We start from the raw sequence: 24891 nt of genomic DNA on the forward strand, positions 1-24891 counted from the left end.
AATTTGATTTTAGAAGGGCTTTTTGATTGGTTATTTATTGTTGCATTAAAGATGAAATAGGATGTTCTTGTTGATATTGTTCTTTTTCAATTTCGTTGTCAGCAACGGATCCTAGTATGAAGATTAGAAGTAATAAACTAGTCACTACGATACCGGTAATCGCTAATTTTTTGTGATCCTTCTTAACTGTTCCAATAATTGATAGGACGAATCCTGCTATTTCAAGTAGTGATGGTATAATAAGCCCCAATCCAAAATCCGCTGGAAGCGAAAAAAGAAACCCTAATACCGCTAAACCAAAGCCGATTAATGTTAGTGAATATTGTTTCTTTGCCATGATAAAAATTTCCCCCAAAATAAGTATATTAGTTTTTATATCTTAATAGATACAAAAATAAATAAAATGTATCTAAAATGACATAAATTCATTTGTTAGTATAGCATACGAATCGTTTGAATTAAAACTAAATTTATTTTGAATGGACAAAAAAACCGTCGAAAACTGATCGACGGTTGAATTAATTAAGATTTAGTCAATATAACGGTTAATCAATGTAACAAATGCATCAACAATCACTTGGAAGAAGGCGATTGTATCTGGGTTAGCAACTTGGCCATTGTCGTCTAATAGGTTCATTACATTACCGATGTAAGCCTCGGGTTGTTGAACTGTTGGCATGTTTAGGAAAACGAGTGATTGGCGTAAATGATGGTTAGCGCCAAAACCGCTAATGGCACCTGGTGAAACGCTGACGATTTCGGCAGGCTTGTTATCCCAGACACTCGCACCATAAGGACGTGAACCAACGTCTAAAGCATTTTTTAAGACGGCCGGTACGGAGCGGTTATATTCAGGTGTGACGAATAATACGGCGTCCATCTGTTGCATTTTATTTCTGAAAGTCGTGTAGGCTTCGGGTACTTGATCAAGATCATCATAGTCTTGATTGTAAAGTGGGAGATCACCAATTTCAATTACCTCTAAATGCATGTCTTCTGGGAATAACGGCATCAATTGTTTGGCAATTGCCTTACTAAATGAATCCTTACGTAAACTACCAATTAAAACTGCTACATTTTTTGTCATAGATGTAACCTCCAATATTGAATTGACTACACTTCTAGCATAGCGAATTCCGCCACATTTTGGCAACTAAAAGGGTTAGTGGATTGAATTTAAATAGGTATTACAAGTATAATAAACGTAAGAGTTTTCGAAAGCAGGTTAACAAGTGATGGAAATTAAATGGCAAGTCGCCACACAACAATCACAAACAATGAAACAGTTCCTTCTAAAAAATGGGATTAGTCAGCGCCTATATGCCAAAATTAAGGCGCAGGGTCTACCGGTTCGCTTAAATAATCGGTTAAGCAGTCCTGCTGACCAAGTTCAAAACGGCGATCAGGTCAGTCTGACATTACCTGCAGAACCAGCCGATGAAACGGTCGCGGTCAGTGGAGTACCGATTGAAGTGCTCTATGAGGATGACTACTGGTTAGTCGTGAACAAACCGGCTGGCCTGGCAACAATCCCTGGACCAACTAATACGACAGATACGTTGTTGAACCGGATTAAAGGTTACTGGCAACAAAATGGGGCGATCGATTTAGTACCCCATATTATTACCCGTCTTGATTTTGACACGAGCGGGATTGTGTTAGCGGCTAAACACCAAGTAGCCCAAAGCTTACTTCAACCGCAGATTGAACAACATCAATTGCAAAAATTTTATCTAGCAGTTGTTGCGGGGACTGGACTACCTGAATTTGGGACGATTAAAGCACCGATTGGCCGTGTCGGGGTTGAACCACGTCGGCGGGTGATTGCTGACGGACAAAGTGCTTGGACTGATTATTGGCGTTTAGCACAAGATGAGCGCTTAACTGTCTTAAAAGTCCAGATTCACACCGGCCGAACACATCAAATTCGTGTTCACTTGAGTGATTTAGATCATCCGTTAGTTGGTGATCAACTTTATGAGGGGCCGCTTGGTTGGGGAATTGACCGCCAAGCATTACATGCGTACCAATTAACCTTTAATGATCCGTTCAGTCAACAGAAAAGACAGTTTACAGCGCCGATTCCAGCGGATATTCAAATGATTTTACCAACTAAAATTAATGACAAGCTGTAAGAAAGAAGTTTCAGGATGCGAAAATTAAGAATAGTATTGATTTGTGTTTTTTGTTTAGTCGTTGGTGGGGTAATTGGGACACTGGGTACCACTAGAGTTGCGGTTCAAGGCCTGGTTAGCCCGCAAAAAGCGGATCGCCAACCGATTGTTTTTGTACCCGGCAGTGGTGGCACTAATGACCGGTTCGATCAACTTTTTAAAACAGTTAACCAACATTATCGCCAACATAGTATTCTTAAAGTGGAAGTGATGGCGGATGGTCAAGTCAAAACGAAGGGCCAGATTGTTTGGCGCGATAAAGTCCCTTTAATTGTGGTCAGTTTTGAAAACAATAATGACGGGGACGAGAATGTCTTTAAGCAAACTGAATGGTTTGAAAAGGCAATGCAACAGCTGACTAAGCAATACCATTTTAAGAAATTTAATGGTGTTGGCTATTCTAACGGCGGGTTAGTGTTAACGCGGTATGCAGAACGCTATCCTAAAGAGGCGCAATTAAGCCGTTTATTAACGATTGGCACACCCTATAATGGGTTAAATGCCAGCATCAAAGATGAAAGCCCAATGTTAACGGATTTAAAATCTCAAAAAGAACACCTTTCTAAAAAAATGGTTGTCTATTCCGTTGGTGGCACAACGACTGGTGGGGATGATGGCATTGTCCCAGCTTCTAGCGTTGCGGCAGGTCGGGAAGTCTTCCAAAATCAAATCGCCCATTACATGTCGATGTTTGTGAGTGGTAATGATGCCAAACACACAAGTTTACCGGAAAATGAAACGATTGTTTATTTGATTGAGGAACTAATTGTGCAACAACCGGTCGATCCTCAGAAGCCACTGAGTGCAAAATTAAAATAGAATATTGAAAAAGGGTAGGGACAAAAATAACTTTTGTCCTTACCCTTTTTAGATTATTCACCAAGCGTGTTCAATAAACTGTGAGTGATGAAGAAGCCGCCGATTAAGACCACTAATTCGGTGAGCGGCACACTGAGCCAGACACCCGTTAGGCCAAACAAGGCTGATAATAATAAGACGCTCCCAATCAAGAGGACATACCCGCGCATAATCGCGACGAAAAATGATAGTCGCGGTTGGGCAATGGCCGTCATAAATAGGTTGTTGACGATATTCATACTTGAGAAGAAAAAGCTGATGAAAATCAACGGAATACCGGCGGCCGCGTAATGAACGAGTAATTGATTGTGATCATGATTGAAAATGGCGATGATCGGTTCTTTAAATCCAAGCAGGACTAGATACAGGCCAGTTGCGATCCCGAGTGCTGATAACAAACCGATTCTTAAACTAGTTTTAACGTTATGCCAGTTTCGTTTACCAAATTCACGGCTGACGATTGGTTGGACTCCAACGGCAACACCGTTAAATAACGATAAACCGACAAGTAAGATATTAGCAATAATGCCGTAAGCTGCGACGGCGTAGTTATCGGCTAAATGCAAAATAACGATGTTGAAGACGAAAATGCTAACGCCGGTACTCATTTCGGTTAAGAAAGAAGGAAAACCCAATTGGACAGCTTTAAACGTTGGTTTGAAGTTTAACGTGAGTTTTTTGAGGGTGAGTAAGCGTTCCGGGTGATGACGATGTTGCGTTAAAATCAAAAGGCTGACGAGCGGTGAACAAATCGTCGCGAGGGCCGCCCCCATCATGCCCATGTGTAGTGGGAACATCAATAAGTAATCAAAAATAATCACGAATAAACTTTGAGAAAGGGTCGCAATCATGGTTAGATGTGGATTGCTATCGTTTCGCACGAAACTGAGAACCAAATTATTGAGAATAAAGAGTGGGCTCCCAATTAAAATAACGCGTAGGTAAGCCAAGCTAGGCCCGAGCGTTTCATGATTAGCACCCAGTAGATGGAGGAGCGGATGAATAAAAATCAAACCGAGGCTCATGATGATTAGCCCCAATAAAATTCCGAAGGAGAGGACTTCAGTGAAAATCGCCTGACTCTTTTCGGGATGGTTAACCTTATTAATCGAGAAAATTGTTGCGCCACCAATACCGAGCATCAATCCTAAGCCGTTAAAAAGGTTAAAAAGTGGTAAATCAATATTGAGCGCGGCCAAGCCAATTGGGCCAACCGCGTAAGCGATGAAGTAGGTATCGGCCAAAATATAGATGGAAAGGCCGAGTGAACTGAAAACATCACGAATGATGTAACCAGTCAGTTCTTTTTTAATCTGTGGTGAGTTTGTCAAAGTGGAACACTCCTATTCAATTGGTAGTGGGGTCGCCAGTAATGTCGCAACGAAATCCTGGATTGGTTGGGGTAAACCCTTGCGATTAACCAGGTAAAATTGGCGTTGGTACTGTTTGGAAAGCGGTCGGTAGGGAATCTCTGGATAATCAAGTAATGCGGCACTTGAAATCAATGATTGGCCTAATCCTTGTCGTAATAATTGGACGATAATGGCATTACTTTTAACTGTCATCACGTTATCGAGCGTTAAATTATTTTCCTTTAAATAATTCATCGTGTAATGATAGACGCCAGAACCATTTTCACGTAAGAGCCACGGTTCGGTTGGTTGACCGGCTAAAACTAATTGATCCGTTTGTAGCGGCGTGCGAACGATATCTTTTTCCGTTAATGGTTTTTCGATAAAGCCAAAGTCCAATTTGTGTTGCGACAACTGTTCGATAATCTGCGAGGAATTTAACGTGCAGATTTCAATTTCTAAAGCATCTAAAGCAGCACGGTGGCGACTAAGTAACGCCGGTAAGAAGTAGGCCGCCGTGGTGTGTGAAGCAGCAATCCGGCAGGGGATTTTAGCCTGCCTTTCTTGATGTTGTAGTTGATGGAGATCTTGGTGCCATAAATCCAGTAATTGCTGGCATTGCTCGTAGAATAAATCCGCCTGTTTGGTGGGCACGATTTGTTGGCGACCATTGCGTTCGAATAAAACAACATCGAGCGACTCTTCAAGTTGTTTGATTTGCACTGAAACGGTTGGTTGCGACAGGAAAAGGAGTTGGGCCGCAGTCGTAAAATTTTTAGTTTCATAAACCGTCTTGAAAATTTCGAGCGTTTTAAACATCATATCACTTCCATTAAAATTCTTAATAACAACTATTATAAAGATTTATTTTATTAATTGAAAGAGTTTCGGTATAGTTAACTTATTGATTTGAGAGGAAGCGAGTAAAATGCAATCATTGATTAAGAAATTACCTGGCTTTATTGTATCATTGGTCATCGCGATTGGAAGCTACTATATTGCACAATTATGGTTACCAATGTTAGGTGGTGCAACCATCGCGTTATTTGTTGGCATTATTTTAGGCAATACCTGGTTAAAACAACCGGGCTTAGCCGCGGGCACGAAATTTTCTGAAAAAAGACTCTTGGAATATTCGGTGATGTTATTAGGCGCGACAATCACATTCCAAAGTATTCAAAAAATTGGCTGGCAAGGGGTTGTTCTAACGGTCTTGCAGATGAGCTTAACAATTGGCTTTGCCATCTGGTTGGGCCGGCGCTTGCGCTTTAGCGAAGGCACGTACTTATTGATGGCCGGTGGGAATGCGGTCTGCGGTTCTTCAGCAATCGGGGCGATTGCGCCCGTGATTGATGCGGATAATGAAGATACTGGGATTGCCATCACAATGGTCAATCTTATGGGGACAATCTTGATGTTGGCACTGCCAGTTTTAGGGACACTGTTATGGGGCCATGATAATCTTGCTCGAGGGATTTTAATTGGTGGCACGGTGCAATCTGTGGGTCAAGTGGTCGCCAGTGCCACCATGATTAATCAAGGCACTGTCGTCACAGCAACCTTATTTAAAATCTTGCGAATTATCTGTTTAGTCTTTGTAGTGACCGGTTTTGGTTATTTACATCAGAAGAAACAAAGCCAAGCAACCGATACGAAGTTAAGTCAACAACTATTGGCTAAAAAGAGTAGCTTAGTACCTTGGTACGTTTTAGGCTTTTTAATCTTTTGTGTGATCAACAGCCTACATCTTTTCCCAGGTCAATTCGGAACAATCTGCCATTTCTTGAGTACGTGGTGTGAAATGACCGCCTTAGCCGCAATCGGCTTACGGTTAAACTTAAAAACACTATTTAATCAAGGCAAACAATTGTTATTTTATGCCGGCGGGTTAGTCGTTTTCCAAGTTGCTGCTGCTATTTTATTAATTACGATCTTATTCTAAAAAAACACCATCAATGTGGACGCAATTGTCCAGAATTGATGGTGTTTTTTTGATGAAAGTCATTATTAACCTTCATAGCGGCCCATTTGAGGGAGATTTTGAAGTCGTTTAGGTGTGTGGTGTGAGTTTGCGAAGGCTTCTGTTAAGTCTTGTCCAGCTCTCAAGCCTTTAAAATGTTTGCCACCTTCCCAAGGTCCCATTGCGGATAGGTCATAGACGATACCTTCAACAGCAACGTAACTTGGTTGGCCATCTTGACCGTTATATTGTGCGAGTGTTTCTTTTGTAAAAATTTTATCAGTCATTATAAAAACCCCCTAGATATTAGCATAACTATAACGTTTTCGCGAACATTTGGCAACAATTAAGTTGTGCACGGCATAGTTAAATCTGACAGTCCACTAAGAAATAGTTTTCATCGTTAGGCGGACCATGTTAATATTAAGAAAATTAATGCGTTAAACTAATCACATGATTAGTAAAATGTAAAAATACTTTATTGGGGGAATAAAGGTGAGAGTTAAAAACAAGGTACTAATGGGTGCTTTCTTACTACTAACGGTGGGACTAGTAGGGTGTCAGGACAACACTAAGCATGCAAAAAAAGTAGAGCAACATGTCGTGTCACCTACTACTAAAAATGGTCGGATTAAGATTATTGGACAGAACTTTGCGGGTAGTTATCAAGGGGCTGGTACGAAGACGGACCCAAGCTACGAGTATTTAATGGCGTTTAAAGCAGATGGGACGTTCAGACAAGATATTACTGCAACAGATGGTTATTATGCCAAGTTTGTAGAGCAAGGGACCTACACAATTGATAAGCAGACAGCTAAAATTGTGATTAACATTCAGCAAGTTGTGGAAGTCACTTACGCGACTGAATATGATTTATCCCATCAACAGCCACCAATTAGTTATGATTATCGTAAACAACAAGGGGGCAAGGCTCTGACAGCAGCAGAGGATAAACCGATTAATATTCTAATTAAGTCGGATTATTTACAGGGAAGTGTTAATGGCATTCAGTTGCGACCAACAAAACATGCGATGATATCGTTCAACCATTTTAAGACAGCCGCGCAAAATGAAGTTCAATCGCAAAAAAGTCGTAAGACGACAACTAGCACGTCGCGTCAAACAACGAATACCACAAAAGTGGAAACTGCACCAACTGGAAGTAGTGAATTAACGCAGTTGAAGGCAGAAGTTGCGGGGCAGGATCCGAGTCTAAAGGTAACGAGTGAGTCGGTTATTGATACGAATATGGGAGTTGAACTGTATAATCTATTGGTTGGAAAAAGAATGAATGTAATGTGGCGTGTCTGGCGTAATAGTGGCGTTGATGATGATGCGGTGATAACTTTAGAAAGTGATGGCAGTTATAAATTGTTCTTTCAAGGCACTGCCACACCCGCTATCAGACGCTTTGGTGACGTTGCTGTATATGGCTTTATAAGAGAAGGTCCGGGCGCCGATCCAACAGATTACGAAAAAGAAATTGTTGATTTAAAAAATATGCGGGTTATCGGGACGACAACAATCGCACCGACACATATTCATGACTAGGGGGAGCGTCATAATGAAAAAAATGAAATTAGTAATGCTGCTGGCATTTGCTAGCTTACTATTGGTTGCATGTAGTCGCCAAGTGAAGTTAGCTAAACAGATTAGTCACGCACAACACCAAACTACAACACAAAATAATGTTAGCGGTGGCACTTATCACGGGACTTATACGGGGAATAAGTCTCATGAAGATCCAGATTATGATTATTTAATGAGCTTTAAAAAGGATGGTACATTCCGACAAGATATTACCGCCAGTAACGGATATGCTGGTAAGTTTGTTGAATCAGGGACCTATCAGGTGAATAAGAAGACGCAACAGATTATCATTAAAATTCAAAAAGTAGTTGAAGTCACTTACGCAAGTGATAGTGCGCTTAAACAAAAGGCAACGCCAACTGCATATCAATATAGGGACGAACATCAGTTAACAGCAGCTGAAAATAAGCCAATTGAAATTAAAATAACGCCTAAATATTTAGAAGGTTCAATTAATAAGGTTAAATTATATAAAGTAAAAACTAAAGTGGTTGATTTCGATCAATTCAAGACACAACAAGCTAAGCAATATCAATTAGCACCGAAAGTGGTCGCGCAAAAGTTGATTGGTGGTAAGAATTTTATGGGCCGAATTGATAAGAATCAGGTTTGGCTAACCTTTAATCAAGATGGTACTTTTAACTGGCAAGCAGTCTACAATTCCTATGGTGCTGGCTCAGTAGCCTATATGACGGGTCAGTACCATTTAGATGATCAAGGTCATATTACTTTTGATCATAACCAGGGGGATGTTTATGACATGAGTCAATTGAGTGTTGCGGGTAACCAGTACCGTGATCGGTCAAGTGTGTCAGCGCCTGATGAACGCTTTAATTTTGCGGTTTATGATAATCAGCTTATTATGCGGCTATCGGATTCGGTCGGTGGGTCGAAAGCAGCGTATCAAACACCGGATTCAGGGGCTTATAAAACAAGTACAGTGATGACTGAATCAGCAACCAAAACGCCAACTTATCTTGAAAAACGAGGCACAATGACTAAAGTTAATCCGCTTATCAGCCAATTTGAAAATGCAGAAAATTTTGGTAAGTGGGCGTTAATTGCCTATCGGACACCGAGTTTAGCAGGTATGTGGGGCCGCCCCCAAGCATTTGGAATTAAAGCGACTGATAGTAACGTGACACAAGGGGGGATTCGGTTTGCTTATCTGACGACGATTGAAGATGTTTCACCAAAAGATGAACAACAGATTGATGGCGTTGAATTAATTGGTTTAGGAGAAGATGGCAATATTTATCTAAATCCCGGGACGGGCTTTATTAAATCAGCGAAGTTTACAGACTATTTAAATGCTGAGAAGGTTGATTCTGCTAGCTTAAGTGAATTTGATGCATCAGCAAGCTACGATGACTAAGATAGTAAAAAAGAACCGCCAACAATTATTGTTGGCGGTTCTTTTTTATGGGATTAAATTGATGGACCCGACCAGATTCGAACTGGCGACCTCCTACATGCGAAGCAGGCGCTCTCCCAACTGAGCTACGGGCCCAAACGCTTACAAAAGATATTTTAGCACTTTCAGCTAAAATAGCAAGCGTCTTTAACGACGAGGCGATGTCCGGAGGTTGTTGGGCTTGCTGCCTTTAATTGTCCGTTGCTTAAATGTCGTTTGTTGTTGATCAGGCATAAATTTGAAATGTTGCATTTTGCCAGCGTAAGGTTTCCCGCTGACACGAATTTTTAGCCAGTCTTGCATGGCGACAATCATGCCATTTAATTTGGCAGCTTGTTCTGAGTTGCCTTGTTTTTGGACTTCAACGGTGACGTCATTGGTGAGATAAGCGAGTAATTTTTGATGGTATGCGACTAATTCTTCAGTTAGTGGTGCTTGGTTGTATTGGTTGAATAATTTTTGGACAAAACGCATGGCATCTTTGGCGTTTTGAGGTTGGTAAAAACGATCTTGCTCGGGCATTTTAAAACCTTCTTTCAAATGGTAGTATATCTGATTTTAATGCTTGGAACAACTTTGGTATACTGTAATCTGAGATTAATTAGCGGAGGATTAAGCATGTTTAAGAAAAAGAGCGATTGGTTCTTAGTGTTGGCACTTGTCATGATGGCAATTTTGTTTTATAGCTCATCAATGACGTATCATGAACAAACATCCGTCCCACTTTTGGAACGCGTCTTGAAAAATGAACCACTTAAGCAGTGGTTGAGTCAATTCTCCTTCCATTATGCAGGCAGTGAACAAAGTGTTAAGGCAAGTGGTTATTTTAAGTTTGTCGAATTCTTTGTGCGCAAGGGTGCCCACTTCGGCACATATTTCTTATTAGCGTTATTTAGTTATTTAGGATTACGTCCCCGAATCGAAGGCACTTTCTTAGCGGGCATCTTCAGTTGGCTGGCCGCCACCGGGTATGCCGCCACTGATGAATTCCACCAAATGTTAACGGGTGATCGGACACCACTTTTTCAAGATGTCATGCTCGATAGTGTGGGCGCTTTATCAGGGATTGTCATTATGAGTGTTATTTTATACTTTACAGGTCGTAAAAAACGACGATAAACGTGACTACCATTGCTTTTGAGTTGATAATTTGCTATCATAGATAACGACTTAGTACCAGAATTCTATAATCGAAAAGAGGAGTTAGATATGTCAGGACATTCAAAATGGCATAATATTCAGGGTCGTAAAAATGCACAAGATGCAAAACGCGGCAAGATTTTCCAAAAACTATCCCGTGAGCTTTTCATGGCTGCGAGAAGTGGCGGTCCTGACCCAAGTTCTAACGCCGCATTACGTTTAATTATGGATAAAGCACGTTCAGCTAACATGCCTAAAGATAACATCAAACGGGCAATTGACAAGGCTGACGGTAGCGATGGCGCGAACTACGATGAAATTACTTATGAAGGCTACGCACCAGGTGGTGTTGCCGTTTTAGTACACGCTTTAACTGACAATAAGAACCGGACAAGTTCAGACGTTCGTGTTGCATTTACTCGTAATGGCGGGACAATGGGCGCTGCTGGTTCAGTGGCTTACATGTTTGACCGTCGCGGTTATATCGCGATTGCACGTGAAGGCTTAGATGTTGATGAAGATCAAATGTTCGAAGACATTTTAGAAGCTGGTGCGGATGATTTACAAACCGAAGAAGATGTGTTTGAAATTTACACAGATCCTAAGGAATTGGCAAATGTCCGTGATATTCTTGAAAAGAAATACACTTTGGCAAATGCTGAATTAACAATGATTCCACAAAATACAACACCAGTTGATCCTGAAAAAGTAGAACAATTCCAACGTTTAGTTGATGCTTTGGAAGACAACGATGATGTTCAAGATGTTTATACTGCTGGTGAACTACCAGAAGAAGAATAATATTATTCTAAATAACCTTAAACCAATATTATTGGTTTAAGGTTATTTTTTTTGCAAAAAAATATGACCATCCCTAGCGTAATTTTAAGTAACAACTTAAAAGAAAGGTGATGGCATGTCAACTGAAGAAAAGCTAACAACTTTATTAAAGCATTGTGCTAAGCACCATGTGCAAGATCTTTATTTTACACCGACAATAGGTGGCTGGCGCTTGACGGAACGTCGTCAGAGCGATTTGGTCACCAATCAAGAATTGGATAAACCGACTGGAACGCGTTATTTAAATCGACTGAAGTATATGGCGGGGATGGATATCAGCGAGACTCGGCGTGCGCAAACCGGCCGCTCGGAATTACAACTGGCTGACCAAACAATTTATTTACGCCTAGCGACGGTTGGGGATTTTTTAAACCGCGAAAGCTTGGTCATTCGGTTTATCTATCCAATTGGTGCCATTTATCATTGTGATGATCAACAGATCTTGGCGCAATTAACGCAGATGAGTCGACAGGCGGGCTTAATTCTTTTCGCTGGGCCGACTGGTTCTGGTAAAACGACTAGTCTCTATCATCTGGCCCAACAATCAATGAGTGCCAAGATGGTGGTTGCTATTGAAGATCCGATTGAAATTGTTGCACCTGAGTTTTTGCAACTGCAGGTCAACGATAATGCGGGATTGAGCTACGCCGAGCTATTAAAAATTAGTTTGCGATTGCGTCCAGATACGCTGATTATCGGTGAGATTCGCGATTTAGAGACGGCCCAATATGCCGTTTCCGCGGCTTTAAGTGGCCACCTGGTATTGAGCACAATCCATGCTCGAAGTACACGGGGCGTGGTCGCGCGTTTATTGGATCTTGGTATTTCTAATCTGCAATTACGAGCCTGTCTAACGGGGATTGCCTATCAATCATTGGTGACAAAAGACGACATTGTGCAAGCCCATTATGAGTTATTAACTGGTTCAGATTATTTCTCGGCAAAAGAAGGTGGATGCGATGTATAAGTCACGACAACAAGCGCAATTTTATGCCGATTTCTTGCAGTTATTGGGGCGGCTATTAGAGAACGGCTTTTCATTACAACAAGCTTTTGCTTTCTTACCGATTGTCTTTCCAAAACAACGACAGTGGTTAAATCAGGTGAATCAAGCCCTTGAAAAAGGTGACAGTCTGGCAGTCAGTTTAGCGCATGTTCATTTTCCGGCTGATTATGTTGGTCAAATTGAACTAACCGAATTACAAGGTAATCTCGGGCAATGTTTATGGCATTTAGGCCGGATTCAAAGTATCCGCCAAAAGCGCCATCGAGAAATACGGGGGGTACTAGCTTATCCGTTATTTCTTTTGGCTTTTTTAGGGGGCTTAATCGGTTTATTACGCCATTATTTATTACCTGAGATTGCCCAGATAACGCCCGAGTCAAACCAGACAGGCTCGCCGCTGAATCGCATCATATTGTGGGGCTTTTTGTTAGTGCTAGTCCTTTTGATAATGGGCAGCGGTCTTTTTATGGTTTACCGCCGGTTACCGGTTTTAGTTCGATTACAAAAAGCGTTCAAGTGGCCAATCATTGGGCGTGATATTCAGCAGTATTATCATTATTGTTTATTATTTGATTTGAGCACTTGTCTGCAAAACGGGCTCAAGTTAACAGAAATTTGTGCTTTACAGAAGCAACTGCAACAAAATACATGGCTGGTGACCTTGGTAGCACAATTGGAAGTCGTACTCGCTTCAGGGCAATCATTGGATGCTTATCTTAGTCGCTCTGCATTTTTTCCACAGTCGTTACGATTGGTATTAGCTAAGCATAATCTCACGCAACAGACGACCGATGAGATCACCATGCTAGCTAACCTGCAGTATACGGAACTACAGAAGCAATTACAGCGGAAAGTGAGCTGGTTACAACCTATTTTATTTATCTTAATTGGGCTCATTATTATTTGTACGTATCTCAGTATTTTATTACCGCTGTATCAAACAATGGAGGGAATTTCATGAAGAAAAAAAGAAATGCTTTTACATTAATCGAAATGGTAATTGTTCTAGCAATTGTGGCGTTGTTAATTTTATTAATCTCACCAAATTTGGTGGCTCAAAAACAGCGCGCGGAGAAGAAAACCGATCAAGCTTTAGTGACGACTTTACAAACGCAAGTTGAATTGGCTGCCGATGAACAAGGTCATCAAATTAAGAGTCTAGATGAATTAACGGATAAGTATATTTCAAAAGACCAATTAAAGCACGCAAAGGAGAAGGGGATTACAATTGATAGCGGCACGGTTAAGCAAAAATGAGGGATTTACGTTGATTGAAATGTGCGTGGTCTTAGCAATTGTGAGTCTATTAAGTTGGTTACCGATTTATCAAATTAAGCAATACCGTGCGCAACAGGCTGAGCAGTTGTTTCTACATCAATTTGAAACGAGTTGGGATGCAGCCCGCCAATATGTGGCAATTGAACCGCGGGCGATTCGGGTGATGTGGGATGCACCAACACATGCGATCACATTTAAAGGTGCTGGTGAGTCGTTTAGAAATCACCAACTTGTATTACCAGAAACTTTAACAGTGAGTAATCCAGCCGAATGGCATTTAATTAATATTACTCATAATAAGGGGATCAAACCGCGCACCTTAAAGTTAAAATCAACGCTTAATAATCGTGAATATCAGTATAAAGTCCAGATGATGTGGGGGGTATTACATGTTCAGAAGTAGACCGGCCTTTTTGCTTGTTGAAAATATCATTGCCTTAACCTTAGTACTAGGGGCTTGCTGGCTATTAACGGTAAGTCTACTACACTTTAAGCAACAACAAACGCTTAAACAACAGCAAGTTGCACAACAGGCGGTTCTAGCAATGGCCGCTGAGCAGTTGAGAGCGCATCAGACAGTGAAAAAACGGTGGCAAATGGGGCGAACAATCTATACGGTGACGGCTAATCAGCAGAAATTAAAGGTAACCACAAAGGCAGGTGAGTCGGTTGCGATTAATTGGACGACCGATTAAACACTCAGCGTTCACGCTAATTGAAATGGTGATTTCAATGGCGATTCTAATCCTGACGAGTCAGTTACTGGTGGCAACGGTGGGTGTTTTACAAAAGGCAATTAAAGTGACACAACAACAGCAAAATACAATCAATTGGCATATCAGTACGATTCAGTTAGATCAGTTTTTAGCCGATGCGTATTTTACACATCATCAGGATCAAGATGGCTCCAAAATCACTTTTCGAAAACCAGACACTAATCAGTCAGGGGAGGAAGCGGAGACTGTTTACTATTTAAAAAGGATGAAAAATGAAATGGTTGTTGTCAGCCAATTAGATGGGTATATGCCATTATTAGGCAACCTCAAGCAACTTCAACTTGACTACCAGCGACCGTTTGTTCAAATCGATGCGACTTTTACGGATCAGAGTCGCTACCAACATGAAGTTTTCTTGGAGGAACAAGATGAACAGGCTAAAAAAAAGACGATCAAAACCGATTAAACATTCGGCGGTTGCATTACTTAACGCGATATTAATGCTGACATTAATCAGCGTCGTATTAGTAGGTGTGACACATAGTTATCAACAGCAACAACAGAGTTATCGATATTTGCTGAATCATTATCAAGCTAAAACACTTTATGAGTTGACCTTGGCTAGTCAATCCAAGACTGATTTAAAGGGGATTAAAGCCACAACAGGTGAAAGTAAAATTCTAAGGAAACAGCATCAAATCAAGGTGACACTTAAGAATGGCTATCAGAAACAGTTTGAAATAAAAAATATAACAGGTAAAAATAAAAATTCCATTTGATAAAGCGCTTACTATAGCTTATAATTTGTAATGTAACCATCTGTATTACTTGCGTTGATGTTGGATTACCGCTAGAATATAACAGAATCCAATGAATAGAGGTGGCTATTTTGCCTAAGAGTGCTGTAGAAACGTTGTTTGACTTAATTGATCAAACAACAACGTTGATTGAACAGAATTTAGAAACAACCTATTTAGATGCATTGACTGAATCAATTGCCAATATCGCTGATGGTGGTCGTGTGAAGGTTGAAGATAATTTACCAGATGCGCAAACTGTCGCACAACTTGAAACAATTTACGCAACGGTTAAGCTTAACCAGTTTGATGCGGAGACCATTCGTCAAGCCTTACAACTGGCAACCTTAAAAGGGCTTCGTCAAGTTAAAGTGGAGCCTAATAAACAAATGACACCTGATGCAATTGGTTATTTAGTCGCATATTTGGCGGAAGTATTTGGTGGCGCTGATCAAATTAAGACAGTGTTGGACCCAGTGATTGGTACAGGTAATTTATTAGCAACTGTTATGAATCATATTCAAAATCTAACGGGTAATAAGCTCCAAGGTTTTGGGGTTGATAACGATGATAGTCTGCTAGAATTAGCCGGTATTAGTAGTGAGTTACAAGGGTTAGACACCACTTTATTCCATCAAGATGCGATTGAACCATTAATGGTTAAGCCAGTTGATATCGCGGTTGCCGATTTACCAATTGGTTTTTATCCAATTGATGAACGAGCAGCAGATTTTGAAACGCATGCTGCTAGTGGACACTCATATGCGCATCATTTATTAATTGAACAAACGATGCACTATGTTAAAGACGGCGGTTTTGGTTTCTTCCTTGTACCAAATGTTATTTTGGAAACAGATGAAGCGAAGCAACTGGTAAAATGGATTACTAAACACGTCTACTTGCAAGGTTTATTGAGCTTACCAGTTAACTTGTTTAAGACTAAAGAGGGTCAAAAAGCCATCTTAGTCTTACAAAAACAAGGTGCTGGTGCCCAACAAGCTAAGCAAATTCTATTAGGTGAATTTCCAAATTCAAACGATCAAAAAGCGTTCGCTGCGTATTTACAACAGATTCGGACTTGGCATAAAGAAAATATTAATTAATCGAATAGAAAAGGTGATTAGATGTCAAAAATTTTAGCAATTAATGCCGGCAGTTCAACTTTAAAATGGAAATTATTTGTAATGCCTGAAGAAAAGGTGATTGCCAAAGGGATGGTTGATCGTCTCGGCTTATCCGATTCTGTCTTCACTGTTAAATATGGTGATGGTCAAAAATATGAAATCACGCAAGATATTGAAACTCAAGATGTTGCGGTTGATTTATTACTTAAGAAGTTAATCGAATTTAAGATTATTGCTGAATATTCTAAAATTAGTGGGATTGGCCACCGGGTTGTTGCCGGGGGCGAAGATTTTAAAACATCAGCCTTGATTACTGAAGCATCATTAAAACGCATCGAAGAATTAGCTGAATACGCACCATTGCATAATCCTGCTGAAGCCGGTGTGATCCGCGCCTTCCGTAATATTTTGCCTAATGTGCCACAAGTGGCAGTCTTTGATACCTCTTTCCACACGACAATGCCCGAAGAAAACTATCTTTACAGTCTACCATTAGATTATTATCGTAAATATGGGGCTCGTAAATACGGTGCTCATGGGACTAGTCACCGTTATGTTTCACATCGTGCTGCTGAAATGTTAGGAAAACCATTAGAAGATTTGAAGATGATTACTATGCATCTTGGTAGTGGCGTTTCAATGACTGCTATCAAAGATGGTAAATCATTAGACACTTCAATGGGCTTCACACCACTTGCTGGTGTTACGATGAGTACCCGTTCTGGTGATATCGATGCATCATTAGTCGCTTTCTTAATGAAGAAATTAGATATCAAAGATCCAGAAGAGATGATTGACATCTTGAACAAGAAATCAGGAATTTACGGTATTTCAGGATTATCACCTGATATGCGTGATCTTGAAAAGACAAGAGAAGAACGCCCAGAATCACAATTGGCAATCGATATTTTCGTTAACCGTTTAATCAAGTATGTTGGTTCATACGTTGCGATTATGGGTGGCTTAGATGTCTTAGTGATTACAGCTGGGATGGGTGAAGGCGATATTTTAATGCGTCAACGAATTGGCGATCGCCTTAGCTATTTCGGTGTCGAAGTTGATCCAGAACGGAACAATGTTATGGCACAAGAACGGATTATTAGTACTGATGATTCAAAAGTTAAGGTGCTCCTAGTACCTACAAACGAAGAAGTCATGATTGCCAGAGACGTTATGTCAGTCGGTCAAATTAAATAAGTTTAAAAAGTGATCAGCGTATTGCTGGTCCTTTTTTATTGGAGGTTCAAAGCAATGTCGAGTTTTACAATTTTTTATAGCATCCTAGCAATGGCTTTATTAGTCATTTGGCTAGTCGTGCAGTTTCATATGGTATATCGTGCTAAGAGTAGTCGCGTGATGCGCATCATTTTAACGGTAATTGCAATTGGGTTACTGATTGCCAGTGTTGTTGTCACGGGATCGGTAGATGATAAACTGACAGGTGTTGCATCAGTCATTATCTTGTTAGTCTTCGCCTTTTGGCCAAAAGGGTTTACCAAGACCATGCTAATTGCCAATTTAAATACGGTTCGTCAATTTGCCGCAATTTCGAAGATTGAACTAATCACAAAAGAGGCCGAAACGGTTGTTCAAGTCTTTAGCGGTCAAATTCAAATTACGACGTTAAAATTTAAATTAGATAGCCAAACACTAGCTAAATTCCTCAAAGAACGCTTCCCTGAGAAACGATTAGTGGTTAAATCGGCGTAATCCTTTTATATTACGCGAATTTATGATAGAATATGCTATGCATATCGGGGCCGTTACGGATTCGACATGTGTAGGTGAGCGTGAATTGCACTTCGTAGGTTACGTCTGCGTTAACAACGTTACAGTTAATTATAACTGCAAACAATAACAATTCTTACGCTGTAGCTGCCTAAACACCAGCATAGCGTGATCCGCCTGACTTCACCCAAGGGTTAGATCCGGGTCTCAAATTAATTGGGTTACGTTAAATGCCGCCGTTTGAAGTGTTTAAAAGAGATTTTCAAACTAGTTAGTCCATCCGAGCCTCTGTTGAACGGCGTTTTGGGCTAGCGAATTTCTAAATAGTTCGACTATGAGTGTAGAGATTGACGTGGCAATGCGCATGGACGCGGGTTCAACCCCCGCCGGCTCCATTGGATAAAACAAGGGTTAAGCCAATTAGTTGGCTTAATAAAAGGCATTTAACACTACCGTAACGGTGTTAGATGCCTTTTTTGTTGCAAAAAAATAACAGCCACCAGTGTGACTGTTAAATCAATTGCTTATGCCCAACGATTTGTTTTTGTTGGTAGGAGCATTAAGATGTAGAACCAGATTGTCCCGATCAGTGGTACGAATTCAATGAGAACCCACCAACCTGAGCGGTCTGTATCGTGCAGACGACGGATTTTAACGGATAAAGTTGCGATCCATACAATGAAAACTACGATATTACGGCCCATCGAAATGCCTAAATCACCAATGTTATAAATTTCTGAGATTGGATGCCCGGTCATTGCCTGAATAATCCCAATAATAATGCCACCTAAAATGTAATTAATAATAATTGGCCACCAAAAATCGGGACGATTTGAGGTCCCCGTGAAATCAAGAATACGTGCCCAATATCTTTGATATGATTTTACCATGATAAAAGCCCCTTTCCATTAATCAGCGCTTAACGTTTTTAAACGATAAGAAAAACGCTTTGCTGTTAATAATATTATGGCATATTGCGTTTGCTAATTAACAGTTTTTAGCTTATTAAGCGGTATTAAATGATGAATGAAGCGAGAATGTATAATAACCAAATATGGATTGGGTAGAAGAAGTAGAAAAACGATTTCATACTTCGACCTTTTTGACCGTTGTATAACAGGATTGGAATGATTGCAAAAATCATCATCCATTGGGTATTAGTCGTTAATAAACCAGTAAAGATAAAACCTGAGTTAGCGCCTGCGTTAATAACGGCAAAAACAATAATTGTCAGGCATTGCAGTAACCGATTATTGCGGAAAAGGTAAAAGAAGACACCGATATAAAGAAAAATAGAATTTTCGGCAAGTGTGATGGTTGGAATAACCATGCCGATATTTGCTGCTAACATTGCTGTTTTGGGATTAACTAGTAACAAGATAACGAGTACCGACATCATGATTGGCACGATAATGGCTAAAAAACCAATTACCATTTGCTTGGTATTATGGGCCCGACGACCAGCTGTGATTTCTTGGATTCCATACATTGCTAGGACGGCAATAAATAAATCTGTGAAGATGTTATTGGATAAAGCGATATCACCAACTGTGAAGAATTGCTGAACGAGTCGATCACCAAAATTCATCACCCAAAAGCCGATGAGCAGCTGAGTCAGATAGCGTTTTTGGTTACGTGTGTGCGTGAAACCTTCAACCGCCATGAAAAAGAAAATAGTAGCAACTGGTCTACCGAACCAATCGACCCAGTCAGGGACGCCTGCTCCGGCGAACATCTGGTGGATATGGTCAACAAACATGAGTAAGATTCCTAGAATCTTGATATCAAAATTATTCAGTATCTGCTGTGATTTGGTTTGCATAAGGTAACTCCCATAAAAGATTTAATGGGTATATTATCTCACGTTTTAAGTTTGATGATAAGCATTAAATTCTGGGTGACAATATAAAAAAGCAAAGTCCCAAAAGACTTTGCTTAATGTGCTTATTTGGCAGTTTTACTTGAACCGTCTGCGTAATTTAAAGTAACACCATCTGCAACGTTGAAGATATAAGTGTTAAATTGAATGCTATTATCGCCAATTGACTGACCTTCCATTTGAACCCCACGAGCCAGTAGTTCATTCCCTCTAAAAATGGGTGTTACGCGATAACGCACGTCACTTGAGGGATGCTTTTTAAGATAGGCTGCAATATCCGACTCGTGCGCCAACATTTCGGGGGCATTCAATTGGCGGGTACCGGTGATGAGGTTTTTAGGGTTGTTGTTTTCACCAGTCAGTTGATAACCGATTAAATGACTACGATTATAGAGCCAACCGGATTTCACCCGTTTATTACGCCAGCCAGTCGGGTTCCAAGTAAGACCTTCCCGTTTGGCAGTGGGCATCATACTTTTATTTAAGAGCGCATTGGCAGTGCCGGCCCGATTTAATTGGTCGAGGTTACTAAAAGTCTGCCAGGGTCCATTTGTAGTGGCAAGATCAGCCGTCGTAAAGGTAGACTGGTTATTGTTGACGATAATTTCGTTATCACCTTGATAATCTAATGTTGCCAGCTCAGAAGCAGCGTGATTTGTTGTATTAGCGATGGGGGTATTGGTTTCAGTTGCCAGTTTAGCGAGTTGCTTATTGAGCTTGTTAATCTGACGTTGTAATTTACTGATTTTCTTGCCGGTCTTTTTATTCTTCTGATTAATTTTTTGTGCTTGTTGATAATCCGCAGTCCCTGAAGCGGCTTGGGTTGGTTCTGGTGTGATGAGGGGGCTACTTGCAAGAAGTAATCCGATAATGAGGGTGGTGGTTGCTTTTAATTTTGACATGTTAATCCTCCCAGCCGCAAAGTGTATAGCCTTGTGCTTGTGCTTCGGCCAGAGTCATGGTTGTTGTACTCGTGGCACGCTTTAGGCCGCGACAGTTCGCATCAAGATGGTATTTTTTACCGGCGGTGGGTGCCACTGTCACCATTTCTTCAGCTTGATTAGTGGTTGTTTGGGTTGTATCAACCGTGGCAGTCGATTGCACACTACTTTCAGTAGCCGCTTCTTGTGAACTAATATGTGCTTCTTGTTCTGAAACCGCGATTGATAAGCTGCTAGCTTCAGATTTTTTGGCTGCTAGTTGTTTTTTAAGTGAGGTTGAGTTGGCGAGTGCTTCTTGTTTGGCACGTTGGCCTTCTTTTTTTGAAACGTGCTGAACCTTCGTTTTTGAGGCACTGGCCGCATTAATCAGTGTATTGGTGGTGCCTAAGCCGATGATTGCCACAAGCAAAAACGTCAGGCTCAACCAGAAGCGACGATGATAAGGGTGTTTCGTGAAATAATAAATGCTGGTGATGGTACTGATGATTAAAAGAATCGTCAATAGAATTGTCATTAATTAGCCTCCAAAGCAAATGATTTAGTTAATTGTATAACGAGCTTGATTTGAACGCAATCAACCACTAAAAAAGCCCCAGTCATCAGACTAAGGCTTGTGTTTTAATTTGATTGCACTTCTAATGAAACAATTGTGCTAGTACGGTAGTATTTATCTGGATGTTCGTCGAGCGTTAACCAGTCAGCGCTGGCTAATAATCCGGCGAGGACATTAACGGGTTGGCTATCAGTTTGTTGATTGGCTTTAGCAGATTCCAAAGCTTCTTGATAGCTTCCTGAGAAAATTGCTTCTAAATAGAAGGCTTGGTCTTCATCAACGCTTAGATAACTTGTATCGTTTTTCCAAGCGTGGAAACGTGCTGTTTCCGGTAAAGTAACGGTCTCGTTATTTGAAAAAGTCATTAAAAATGTCATGGTACCACACTCCAATTCTTAATTTAAAAATCAAAATGAATCCAACCTAAGTATACCATGATTACGAAAAAAGGCCTTCTTTTTGACATTATCTACTGAAGACTCGTAAAATGAAGTTAGAATAGTGAAAGGGGAAAGAAACGATGGCAAATGAAGAACGTTTAGATAGTCTTAAAGATCAGATTGAAGGCACAGTTAAGAAGGTCGTCGAAGAAGTGACCCATGATAAATCGCAAGAAGAAGCAAAAAAAGATAAACAAAAAGCTAAAACGAATCCAGAAAAATAGTTGCTAAAGACGCTCACTAAATTAATTTTAAGTGGTCGTCTTTTTTAGTGGCGTCATTTTAAGGAATACTGTTCGCTTTTAAGTGTCATGCTTGGTATAATTTAAGGGATAGTCAGAGGAAGTAGGTACAATAAATGGATTACGCAGAAATGTTAGACCGGCAAAAACACATTCGTAACTTTTCGATCATCGCGCATATTGATCATGGTAAATCAACATTAGCTGATCGAATTCTTGAGATGACGGATACTATTGCCAAGCGCGATATGCAAGCGCAAGTCTTAGATGACATGGAATTAGAACGGGAACGCGGGATTACCATCAAGTTGAACGCGGTGGAATTGCACTACCATGCTAAAGATGGCGAAACTTATATTTTCCATTTAATCGATACGCCAGGGCACGTCGATTTTTCATATGAAGTGTCACGAAGTTTGGCGGCCTGCGAAGGGGCCTTATTAGTTGTTGATGCAGCGCAAGGCGTTGAAGCCCAAACATTGGCCAACGTTTATTTAGCGGTCGACGATGATCTTGAAATCGTACCGGTTATTAATAAAATTGACCTCCCATCAGCGCAACCTGATGTTGTTAAGGCTGAAATTGAAGAAATGATTGGGTTAGATGCGTCAGAAGCCGTTCTTGCCAGTGCCAAAAGTGGGATTGGGATTGAAGAAATTCTTGAAAAACTAGTGACGGATGTACCAGCCCCAACTGGTGATTTAGAAGCGCCATTAAAAGCCTTAATTTTTGATTCAAATTATGATAGTTACCGCGGGGTTGTTTTAAATATTCGAGTGGTCGATGGAACGGTTAAAGTCGGCGACAAGATTCGTTTAATGAACAGCGGTAAAGAATTTGAAGTCACAGAAGTTGGTGTGATGTCACCCAAAGCGGTTAAACGTGATTTCTTAATGGTCGGTGATGTTGGTTATATCACAGCTAGCATCAAAACAATTCAAGATACACGCGTTGGGGATACGGTCACTTTAGCTGATAATCCAGCTGATGCACCACTTGATGGTTATCGTCATATCCAACCAATGGTTTATTCAGGGATGTATCCCGTTGATAATGCGAAGTTTAATGATTTACGTGAAGCGCTTGAAAAATTACAATTAAACGATGCGGCTTTAGAGTTCGAACCAGAATCATCGCAAGCTTTAGGCTTTGGGTTCCGGTGTGGTTTCTTAGGTCTGTTACACATGGATGTTGTTCAAGAACGATTGGAACGTGAATTTAATTTAGACTTGATCATGACAGCACCATCGGTTGATTACCATGTTGCCTTGACTGATGGGACTGAAGAAGTGATCGATAATCCATCAGAAATGCCAGAAACATCGAATATTTCAGAAGTTAAAGAACCATACGTCAAAGCGTCAATCATGGTCCCTAACGATTATGTTGGGGCTGTGATGGAATTAGCGCAACGTAAACGGGGCGAATTCGTAACAATGGATTATTTAGACACATACCGTGTTAATGTGATCTACAACATGCCACTTTCTGAAATCATTTTTGATTTCTTCGATGATTTGAAATCAAATACGAAGGGTTACGCATCGTTTGATTACGAAGTGACAGGCTATCGGGCCAGTGACCTGGTTAAGATTGATATCCTCTTGAATGGCGAAGCGGTTGATGCCTTGAGTTTCATCGTGCATCGGGACTTTGCCTTTGAACGGAGCCGTGTGATTGTTGGTAAGTTGAAAGAAACGATTCCGCGTCAACAATTCGAAGTGCCAATCCAAGCCGCTATTGGGAATAAGATTATTGCCCGTTCAACTGTTAAAGCTTTCCGGAAAAACGTGCTTGCTAAGTGTTACGGTGGCGATATCACCCGGAAGCGGAAATTGTTAGAAAAGCAAAAGGCTGGGAAGAAACGGATGAAATCCGTGGGCTCTGTGGAAGTGCCGCAGGAAGCCTTCATGTCGATTCTTAAGATGAATGATGAAGATACCAAAGGTAAATAAATAACAAAAGACCTCCGATAATGATCGGAGGTCTTTTTGTTATTGATACATATCGATTAGTTTTAGAAAGATAACGAGGATAATGATACTAATCCAGAAAGTGACGCTGGCGCTTTTTCTGAGGGTCGCGTTATGTTTATAAAAGGCGATGAAACTCATTACGGATGAGCCAAGAACGGCAACTGCTGAACAGAAGACGATAAATAATAGGATAATTTGTTGTGCTGATGACATGTGGATACTCCTTTGATGTGTTGACATTACAAAGTAGTATATCAAAAAAGTGGTGCTGCGAGAATAGGCGACGATGGTTGATGCCGGTATTGCTGGAGCAGGCATGCTATAATGACCACAGCTTAGTGAATTTGGAGGAAACTATGATGGAAGCAATGCAATTATCGATTGAAACGGTGGCTCGCGCCCAAGAACGTCTGTTAGAAGCTTTAGAACAGATGACACTGGAGGAGGCTAATACGATGCCTAATCCGCTTATCAAATCAGTAACATGGCTCATTTGGCATACGGCACGGGAATTAGACTATCAGATTTCAGATTTAAAAGGGCAAACACCATTGTGGCTCAGTGCTAATTGGACAGGCCGTTTTGGGTTAGCGTTACCAGATGATACGCAAGATTGGCAGCATAGCCCCGAAGAGGCGGCCAAGGTAGTCGTCTCTGATCGCCAACTTCTAATCGATTACTTGTCAGAAGCTGTTAAGTTAACACAAGCTTATCTCCAAGATGTTTCTCTAGAAAGCTTAGAGGAAGTGATTGATGATAATTGGACGCCGGCAGTGACACGCGGTGCGCGGTTAGTTTCGGTTATTGATGATGCTGTGATGCATTCAGGTCAAGCGGTGTACACAAGAAGATTGGTGATTGCCAAATAAACTGCAAAATCATA

Annotated in this window: 32 protein-coding genes, 1 tRNA gene and 1 other RNA gene; 21 read left to right on the forward strand and 13 right to left on the reverse strand. The window is 40.8% G+C overall.

The features are described from left to right. Positions 1-34: 34 nt before the first annotated feature. Together LEUCM_RS05705 and LEUCM_RS05710 are read right to left on the reverse strand one after the other, a co-directional pair. Positions 35-337: a hypothetical protein gene (locus tag LEUCM_RS05705; protein ID WP_025016374.1), complete on the reverse strand. Its 303-nt coding sequence runs from the start codon at positions 335-337 to the stop codon at positions 35-37. Between the two features lie 192 nt (positions 338-529). Further along, positions 530-1087 (reverse strand): NADPH-dependent FMN reductase, encoded by a 558-nt coding sequence (locus tag LEUCM_RS05710; RefSeq protein WP_011375012.1) that lies wholly within the window; start codon positions 1085-1087, stop codon positions 530-532. Between the two features lie 148 nt (positions 1088-1235). On the opposite strand from LEUCM_RS05710, the gene LEUCM_RS05715 reads away from it, so the two are divergent. Beyond that, positions 1236-2135: an RluA family pseudouridine synthase gene (locus tag LEUCM_RS05715; protein ID WP_025016375.1), complete on the forward strand. Its 900-nt coding sequence runs from the start codon at positions 1236-1238 to the stop codon at positions 2133-2135. Between the two features lie 15 nt (positions 2136-2150). Continuing rightward, a complete protein-coding gene (locus LEUCM_RS05720) occupies positions 2151-2993 on the forward strand; it encodes an alpha/beta hydrolase (RefSeq protein WP_025016376.1) in 843 nt (280 codons plus the stop codon). A 53-nt stretch (positions 2994-3046) separates the two neighbouring features. Here LEUCM_RS05720 and LEUCM_RS05725 read toward each other — a convergent pair whose 3' ends face one another. Continuing rightward, complete coding sequence (locus LEUCM_RS05725; protein WP_011375009.1) at positions 3047-4363, reverse strand: MATE family efflux transporter; 1317 nt, start codon at positions 4361-4363, stop codon at positions 3047-3049. 12 nt (positions 4364-4375) lie between these two features. After that, positions 4376-5206 carry a LysR substrate-binding domain-containing protein gene (locus tag LEUCM_RS05730; protein WP_226474410.1) on the reverse strand — a complete coding sequence of 277 codons (831 nt, stop codon included), beginning with the start codon at positions 5204-5206 and terminating at the stop codon, positions 4376-4378. A gap of 106 nt (positions 5207-5312) precedes the next feature. Between LEUCM_RS05730 and LEUCM_RS05735 the strand changes: the two genes are divergently transcribed. After that, entirely contained in the window at positions 5313-6326 is a 1014-nt protein-coding gene (locus LEUCM_RS05735; protein WP_025016377.1) for a YeiH family protein, read from the forward strand. Between the two features lie 65 nt (positions 6327-6391). Here LEUCM_RS05735 and LEUCM_RS05740 read toward each other — a convergent pair whose 3' ends face one another. Beyond that, positions 6392-6631 carry a cytochrome b5 domain-containing protein gene (locus LEUCM_RS05740; protein WP_011375006.1) on the reverse strand — a complete coding sequence of 80 codons (240 nt, stop codon included), beginning with the start codon at positions 6629-6631 and terminating at the stop codon, positions 6392-6394. Positions 6632-6839: 208 nt separating this feature from the next. Here LEUCM_RS05740 and LEUCM_RS05745 point away from each other — a divergent pair, with 208 nt between their 5' ends. Further along, entirely contained in the window at positions 6840-7895 is a 1056-nt protein-coding gene (locus LEUCM_RS05745) for a hypothetical protein (protein ID WP_133285956.1), read from the forward strand. 13 nt (positions 7896-7908) lie between these two features. Next, a complete protein-coding gene (locus tag LEUCM_RS05750; RefSeq protein ID WP_025016379.1) occupies positions 7909-9309 on the forward strand; it encodes a hypothetical protein in 1401 nt (466 codons plus the stop codon). Positions 9310-9371: 62 nt separating this feature from the next. On the opposite strand, the gene LEUCM_RS05755 is transcribed toward LEUCM_RS05750, so the two are convergent. Continuing rightward, positions 9372-9444 (reverse strand) — tRNA-Ala (locus tag LEUCM_RS05755). A 51-nt stretch (positions 9445-9495) separates the two neighbouring features. Further along, complete coding sequence (locus LEUCM_RS05760) at positions 9496-9870, reverse strand: hypothetical protein (protein WP_011375004.1); 375 nt, start codon at positions 9868-9870, stop codon at positions 9496-9498. 96 nt (positions 9871-9966) lie between these two features. Here LEUCM_RS05760 and LEUCM_RS05765 point away from each other — a divergent pair, with 96 nt between their 5' ends. From LEUCM_RS05765 to ssrA, 13 genes are all read left to right on the forward strand, one after another. Further along, positions 9967-10467, forward strand: a complete 501-nt coding sequence (locus LEUCM_RS05765; protein WP_016265379.1) for a VanZ family protein — start codon at positions 9967-9969, stop codon at positions 10465-10467. Between the two features lie 90 nt (positions 10468-10557). After that, the gene (locus LEUCM_RS05770) at positions 10558-11289 is read left to right on the forward strand and encodes a YebC/PmpR family DNA-binding transcriptional regulator (RefSeq protein WP_011375002.1); all 732 of its coding nucleotides are present in this window, start codon (positions 10558-10560) and stop codon (positions 11287-11289) included. Positions 11290-11404: 115 nt separating this feature from the next. Next, positions 11405-12295, forward strand: coding sequence for a competence type IV pilus ATPase ComGA (gene comGA / locus LEUCM_RS05775; protein ID WP_025016380.1), 891 nt, complete (start codon positions 11405-11407; stop codon positions 12293-12295). Continuing rightward, the gene (locus tag LEUCM_RS05780) at positions 12288-13295 is read left to right on the forward strand and encodes a type II secretion system F family protein (RefSeq protein ID WP_056936423.1); all 1008 of its coding nucleotides are present in this window, start codon (positions 12288-12290) and stop codon (positions 13293-13295) included. The genes comGA and LEUCM_RS05780 overlap by 8 nt, the downstream gene beginning before the upstream one ends. Then, positions 13292-13591 (forward strand): prepilin-type N-terminal cleavage/methylation domain-containing protein, encoded by a 300-nt coding sequence (locus tag LEUCM_RS05785; protein ID WP_025016383.1) that lies wholly within the window; start codon positions 13292-13294, stop codon positions 13589-13591. Before LEUCM_RS05780 ends, LEUCM_RS05785 begins: the two co-directional genes overlap by 4 nt. After that, the gene (gene comGD / locus LEUCM_RS05790) at positions 13563-14015 is read left to right on the forward strand and encodes a competence type IV pilus minor pilin ComGD (protein ID WP_025016384.1); all 453 of its coding nucleotides are present in this window, start codon (positions 13563-13565) and stop codon (positions 14013-14015) included. The genes LEUCM_RS05785 and comGD overlap by 29 nt, the downstream gene beginning before the upstream one ends. Then, on the forward strand, positions 14002-14307 hold the full coding sequence (locus LEUCM_RS05795) for a hypothetical protein (protein WP_025016385.1): 306 nt from the start codon (positions 14002-14004) through the stop codon (positions 14305-14307). The genes comGD and LEUCM_RS05795 overlap by 14 nt, the downstream gene beginning before the upstream one ends. Beyond that, positions 14282-14794, forward strand: coding sequence for a competence type IV pilus minor pilin ComGF (locus LEUCM_RS05800; RefSeq protein ID WP_025016386.1), 513 nt, complete (start codon positions 14282-14284; stop codon positions 14792-14794). The genes LEUCM_RS05795 and LEUCM_RS05800 overlap by 26 nt, the downstream gene beginning before the upstream one ends. Next, positions 14757-15107 (forward strand): hypothetical protein, encoded by a 351-nt coding sequence (locus LEUCM_RS05805; protein ID WP_096695394.1) that lies wholly within the window; start codon positions 14757-14759, stop codon positions 15105-15107. Before LEUCM_RS05800 ends, LEUCM_RS05805 begins: the two co-directional genes overlap by 38 nt. A 101-nt stretch (positions 15108-15208) precedes the next feature. Beyond that, a complete protein-coding gene (locus LEUCM_RS05810) occupies positions 15209-16228 on the forward strand; it encodes a class I SAM-dependent methyltransferase (RefSeq protein ID WP_241652828.1) in 1020 nt (339 codons plus the stop codon). Positions 16229-16249: 21 nt separating this feature from the next. Continuing rightward, entirely contained in the window at positions 16250-17446 is a 1197-nt protein-coding gene (locus LEUCM_RS05815; protein WP_025016389.1) for an acetate/propionate family kinase, read from the forward strand. Positions 17447-17500: 54 nt separating this feature from the next. Then, positions 17501-17959 (forward strand): hypothetical protein, encoded by a 459-nt coding sequence (locus LEUCM_RS05820; protein ID WP_025016390.1) that lies wholly within the window; start codon positions 17501-17503, stop codon positions 17957-17959. Positions 17960-18005: 46 nt separating this feature from the next. After that, positions 18006-18375: a transfer-messenger RNA gene (gene ssrA, locus LEUCM_RS05825) on the forward strand. A gap of 126 nt (positions 18376-18501) precedes the next feature. On the opposite strand, the gene LEUCM_RS05830 is transcribed toward ssrA, so the two are convergent. From LEUCM_RS05830 to LEUCM_RS05850, 5 genes are all read right to left on the reverse strand, one after another. Next, the gene (locus tag LEUCM_RS05830) at positions 18502-18867 is read right to left on the reverse strand and encodes a DUF805 domain-containing protein (RefSeq protein ID WP_011374991.1); all 366 of its coding nucleotides are present in this window, start codon (positions 18865-18867) and stop codon (positions 18502-18504) included. Between the two features lie 125 nt (positions 18868-18992). After that, on the reverse strand, positions 18993-19799 hold the full coding sequence (locus LEUCM_RS05835; protein ID WP_025016391.1) for a TraX family protein: 807 nt from the start codon (positions 19797-19799) through the stop codon (positions 18993-18995). Between the two features lie 122 nt (positions 19800-19921). Then, the gene (locus LEUCM_RS05840) at positions 19922-20758 is read right to left on the reverse strand and encodes a DNA/RNA non-specific endonuclease (protein WP_025016392.1); all 837 of its coding nucleotides are present in this window, start codon (positions 20756-20758) and stop codon (positions 19922-19924) included. Position 20759: 1 nt separating this feature from the next. After that, positions 20760-21311 carry a hypothetical protein gene (locus LEUCM_RS05845; RefSeq protein WP_025016393.1) on the reverse strand — a complete coding sequence of 184 codons (552 nt, stop codon included), beginning with the start codon at positions 21309-21311 and terminating at the stop codon, positions 20760-20762. A gap of 104 nt (positions 21312-21415) precedes the next feature. After that, complete coding sequence (locus tag LEUCM_RS05850; protein ID WP_025016394.1) at positions 21416-21727, reverse strand: hypothetical protein; 312 nt, start codon at positions 21725-21727, stop codon at positions 21416-21418. Positions 21728-21870: 143 nt separating this feature from the next. Here LEUCM_RS05850 and LEUCM_RS09900 point away from each other — a divergent pair, with 143 nt between their 5' ends. Then, on the forward strand, positions 21871-22014 hold the full coding sequence (locus LEUCM_RS09900; protein WP_011374986.1) for a hypothetical protein: 144 nt from the start codon (positions 21871-21873) through the stop codon (positions 22012-22014). Between the two features lie 134 nt (positions 22015-22148). Then, positions 22149-23987, forward strand: coding sequence for a translation elongation factor 4 (lepA, locus tag LEUCM_RS05855; protein ID WP_011374985.1), 1839 nt, complete (start codon positions 22149-22151; stop codon positions 23985-23987). Positions 23988-24026: 39 nt separating this feature from the next. Here lepA and LEUCM_RS05860 read toward each other — a convergent pair whose 3' ends face one another. Next, the gene (locus tag LEUCM_RS05860; RefSeq protein ID WP_016265364.1) at positions 24027-24221 is read right to left on the reverse strand and encodes a hypothetical protein; all 195 of its coding nucleotides are present in this window, start codon (positions 24219-24221) and stop codon (positions 24027-24029) included. Positions 24222-24367: 146 nt separating this feature from the next. On the opposite strand from LEUCM_RS05860, the gene LEUCM_RS05865 reads away from it, so the two are divergent. Beyond that, a complete protein-coding gene (locus LEUCM_RS05865; protein ID WP_025016395.1) occupies positions 24368-24877 on the forward strand; it encodes a DinB family protein in 510 nt (169 codons plus the stop codon). Positions 24878-24891: the final 14 nt, after the last annotated feature.

Origin of the sequence: Latilactobacillus sakei subsp. sakei DSM 20017 = JCM 1157, from assembly GCF_002370355.1 — a bacterium.
In the GTDB taxonomy this organism is placed as follows: Bacteria; Bacillota; Bacilli; order Lactobacillales; family Lactobacillaceae; genus Latilactobacillus; species Latilactobacillus sakei.

What these genes read in the sequence shown, in the direction of transcription:
- LEUCM_RS05705 (WP_025016374.1), bottom strand. Translation starts at nt 337, where the DNA reads ATGGCAAAGAAACAATATTCACTAACATTAATCGGCTTTGGTTTAGCG.
- LEUCM_RS05710 (WP_011375012.1), bottom strand. Translation starts at nt 1,087, where the DNA reads ATGACAAAAAATGTAGCAGTTTTAATTGGTAGTTTACGTAAGGATTCA.
- LEUCM_RS05715 (WP_025016375.1), top strand. Translation starts at nt 1,236, where the DNA reads ATGGAAATTAAATGGCAAGTCGCCACACAACAATCACAAACAATGAAA.
- LEUCM_RS05720 (WP_025016376.1), top strand. Translation starts at nt 2,151, where the DNA reads ATGCGAAAATTAAGAATAGTATTGATTTGTGTTTTTTGTTTAGTCGTT.
- LEUCM_RS05730 (WP_226474410.1), bottom strand. Translation starts at nt 5,206, where the DNA reads ATGATGTTTAAAACGCTCGAAATTTTCAAGACGGTTTATGAAACTAAA.
- LEUCM_RS05735 (WP_025016377.1), top strand. Translation starts at nt 5,313, where the DNA reads ATGCAATCATTGATTAAGAAATTACCTGGCTTTATTGTATCATTGGTC.
- LEUCM_RS05740 (WP_011375006.1), bottom strand. Translation starts at nt 6,631, where the DNA reads ATGACTGATAAAATTTTTACAAAAGAAACACTCGCACAATATAACGGT.
- LEUCM_RS05750 (WP_025016379.1), top strand. Translation starts at nt 7,909, where the DNA reads ATGAAAAAAATGAAATTAGTAATGCTGCTGGCATTTGCTAGCTTACTA.
- LEUCM_RS05760 (WP_011375004.1), bottom strand. Translation starts at nt 9,870, where the DNA reads ATGCCCGAGCAAGATCGTTTTTACCAACCTCAAAACGCCAAAGATGCC.
- LEUCM_RS05765 (WP_016265379.1), top strand. Translation starts at nt 9,967, where the DNA reads ATGTTTAAGAAAAAGAGCGATTGGTTCTTAGTGTTGGCACTTGTCATG.
- LEUCM_RS05770 (WP_011375002.1), top strand. Translation starts at nt 10,558, where the DNA reads ATGTCAGGACATTCAAAATGGCATAATATTCAGGGTCGTAAAAATGCA.
- comGA (WP_025016380.1), top strand. Translation starts at nt 11,405, where the DNA reads ATGTCAACTGAAGAAAAGCTAACAACTTTATTAAAGCATTGTGCTAAG.
- LEUCM_RS05780 (WP_056936423.1), top strand. Translation starts at nt 12,288, where the DNA reads ATGTATAAGTCACGACAACAAGCGCAATTTTATGCCGATTTCTTGCAG.
- LEUCM_RS05785 (WP_025016383.1), top strand. Translation starts at nt 13,292, where the DNA reads ATGAAGAAAAAAAGAAATGCTTTTACATTAATCGAAATGGTAATTGTT.
- LEUCM_RS05795 (WP_025016385.1), top strand. Translation starts at nt 14,002, where the DNA reads ATGTTCAGAAGTAGACCGGCCTTTTTGCTTGTTGAAAATATCATTGCC.
- LEUCM_RS05805 (WP_096695394.1), top strand. Translation starts at nt 14,757, where the DNA reads ATGAACAGGCTAAAAAAAAGACGATCAAAACCGATTAAACATTCGGCG.
- LEUCM_RS05815 (WP_025016389.1), top strand. Translation starts at nt 16,250, where the DNA reads ATGTCAAAAATTTTAGCAATTAATGCCGGCAGTTCAACTTTAAAATGG.
- LEUCM_RS05820 (WP_025016390.1), top strand. Translation starts at nt 17,501, where the DNA reads ATGTCGAGTTTTACAATTTTTTATAGCATCCTAGCAATGGCTTTATTA.
- LEUCM_RS05830 (WP_011374991.1), bottom strand. Translation starts at nt 18,867, where the DNA reads ATGGTAAAATCATATCAAAGATATTGGGCACGTATTCTTGATTTCACG.
- LEUCM_RS05835 (WP_025016391.1), bottom strand. Translation starts at nt 19,799, where the DNA reads ATGCAAACCAAATCACAGCAGATACTGAATAATTTTGATATCAAGATT.
- LEUCM_RS05840 (WP_025016392.1), bottom strand. Translation starts at nt 20,758, where the DNA reads ATGTCAAAATTAAAAGCAACCACCACCCTCATTATCGGATTACTTCTT.
- LEUCM_RS05845 (WP_025016393.1), bottom strand. Translation starts at nt 21,311, where the DNA reads ATGACAATTCTATTGACGATTCTTTTAATCATCAGTACCATCACCAGC.
- LEUCM_RS05850 (WP_025016394.1), bottom strand. Translation starts at nt 21,727, where the DNA reads ATGACATTTTTAATGACTTTTTCAAATAACGAGACCGTTACTTTACCG.
- LEUCM_RS09900 (WP_011374986.1), top strand. Translation starts at nt 21,871, where the DNA reads ATGGCAAATGAAGAACGTTTAGATAGTCTTAAAGATCAGATTGAAGGC.
- lepA (WP_011374985.1), top strand. Translation starts at nt 22,149, where the DNA reads ATGGATTACGCAGAAATGTTAGACCGGCAAAAACACATTCGTAACTTT.
- LEUCM_RS05860 (WP_016265364.1), bottom strand. Translation starts at nt 24,221, where the DNA reads ATGTCATCAGCACAACAAATTATCCTATTATTTATCGTCTTCTGTTCA.
- LEUCM_RS05865 (WP_025016395.1), top strand. Translation starts at nt 24,368, where the DNA reads ATGGAAGCAATGCAATTATCGATTGAAACGGTGGCTCGCGCCCAAGAA.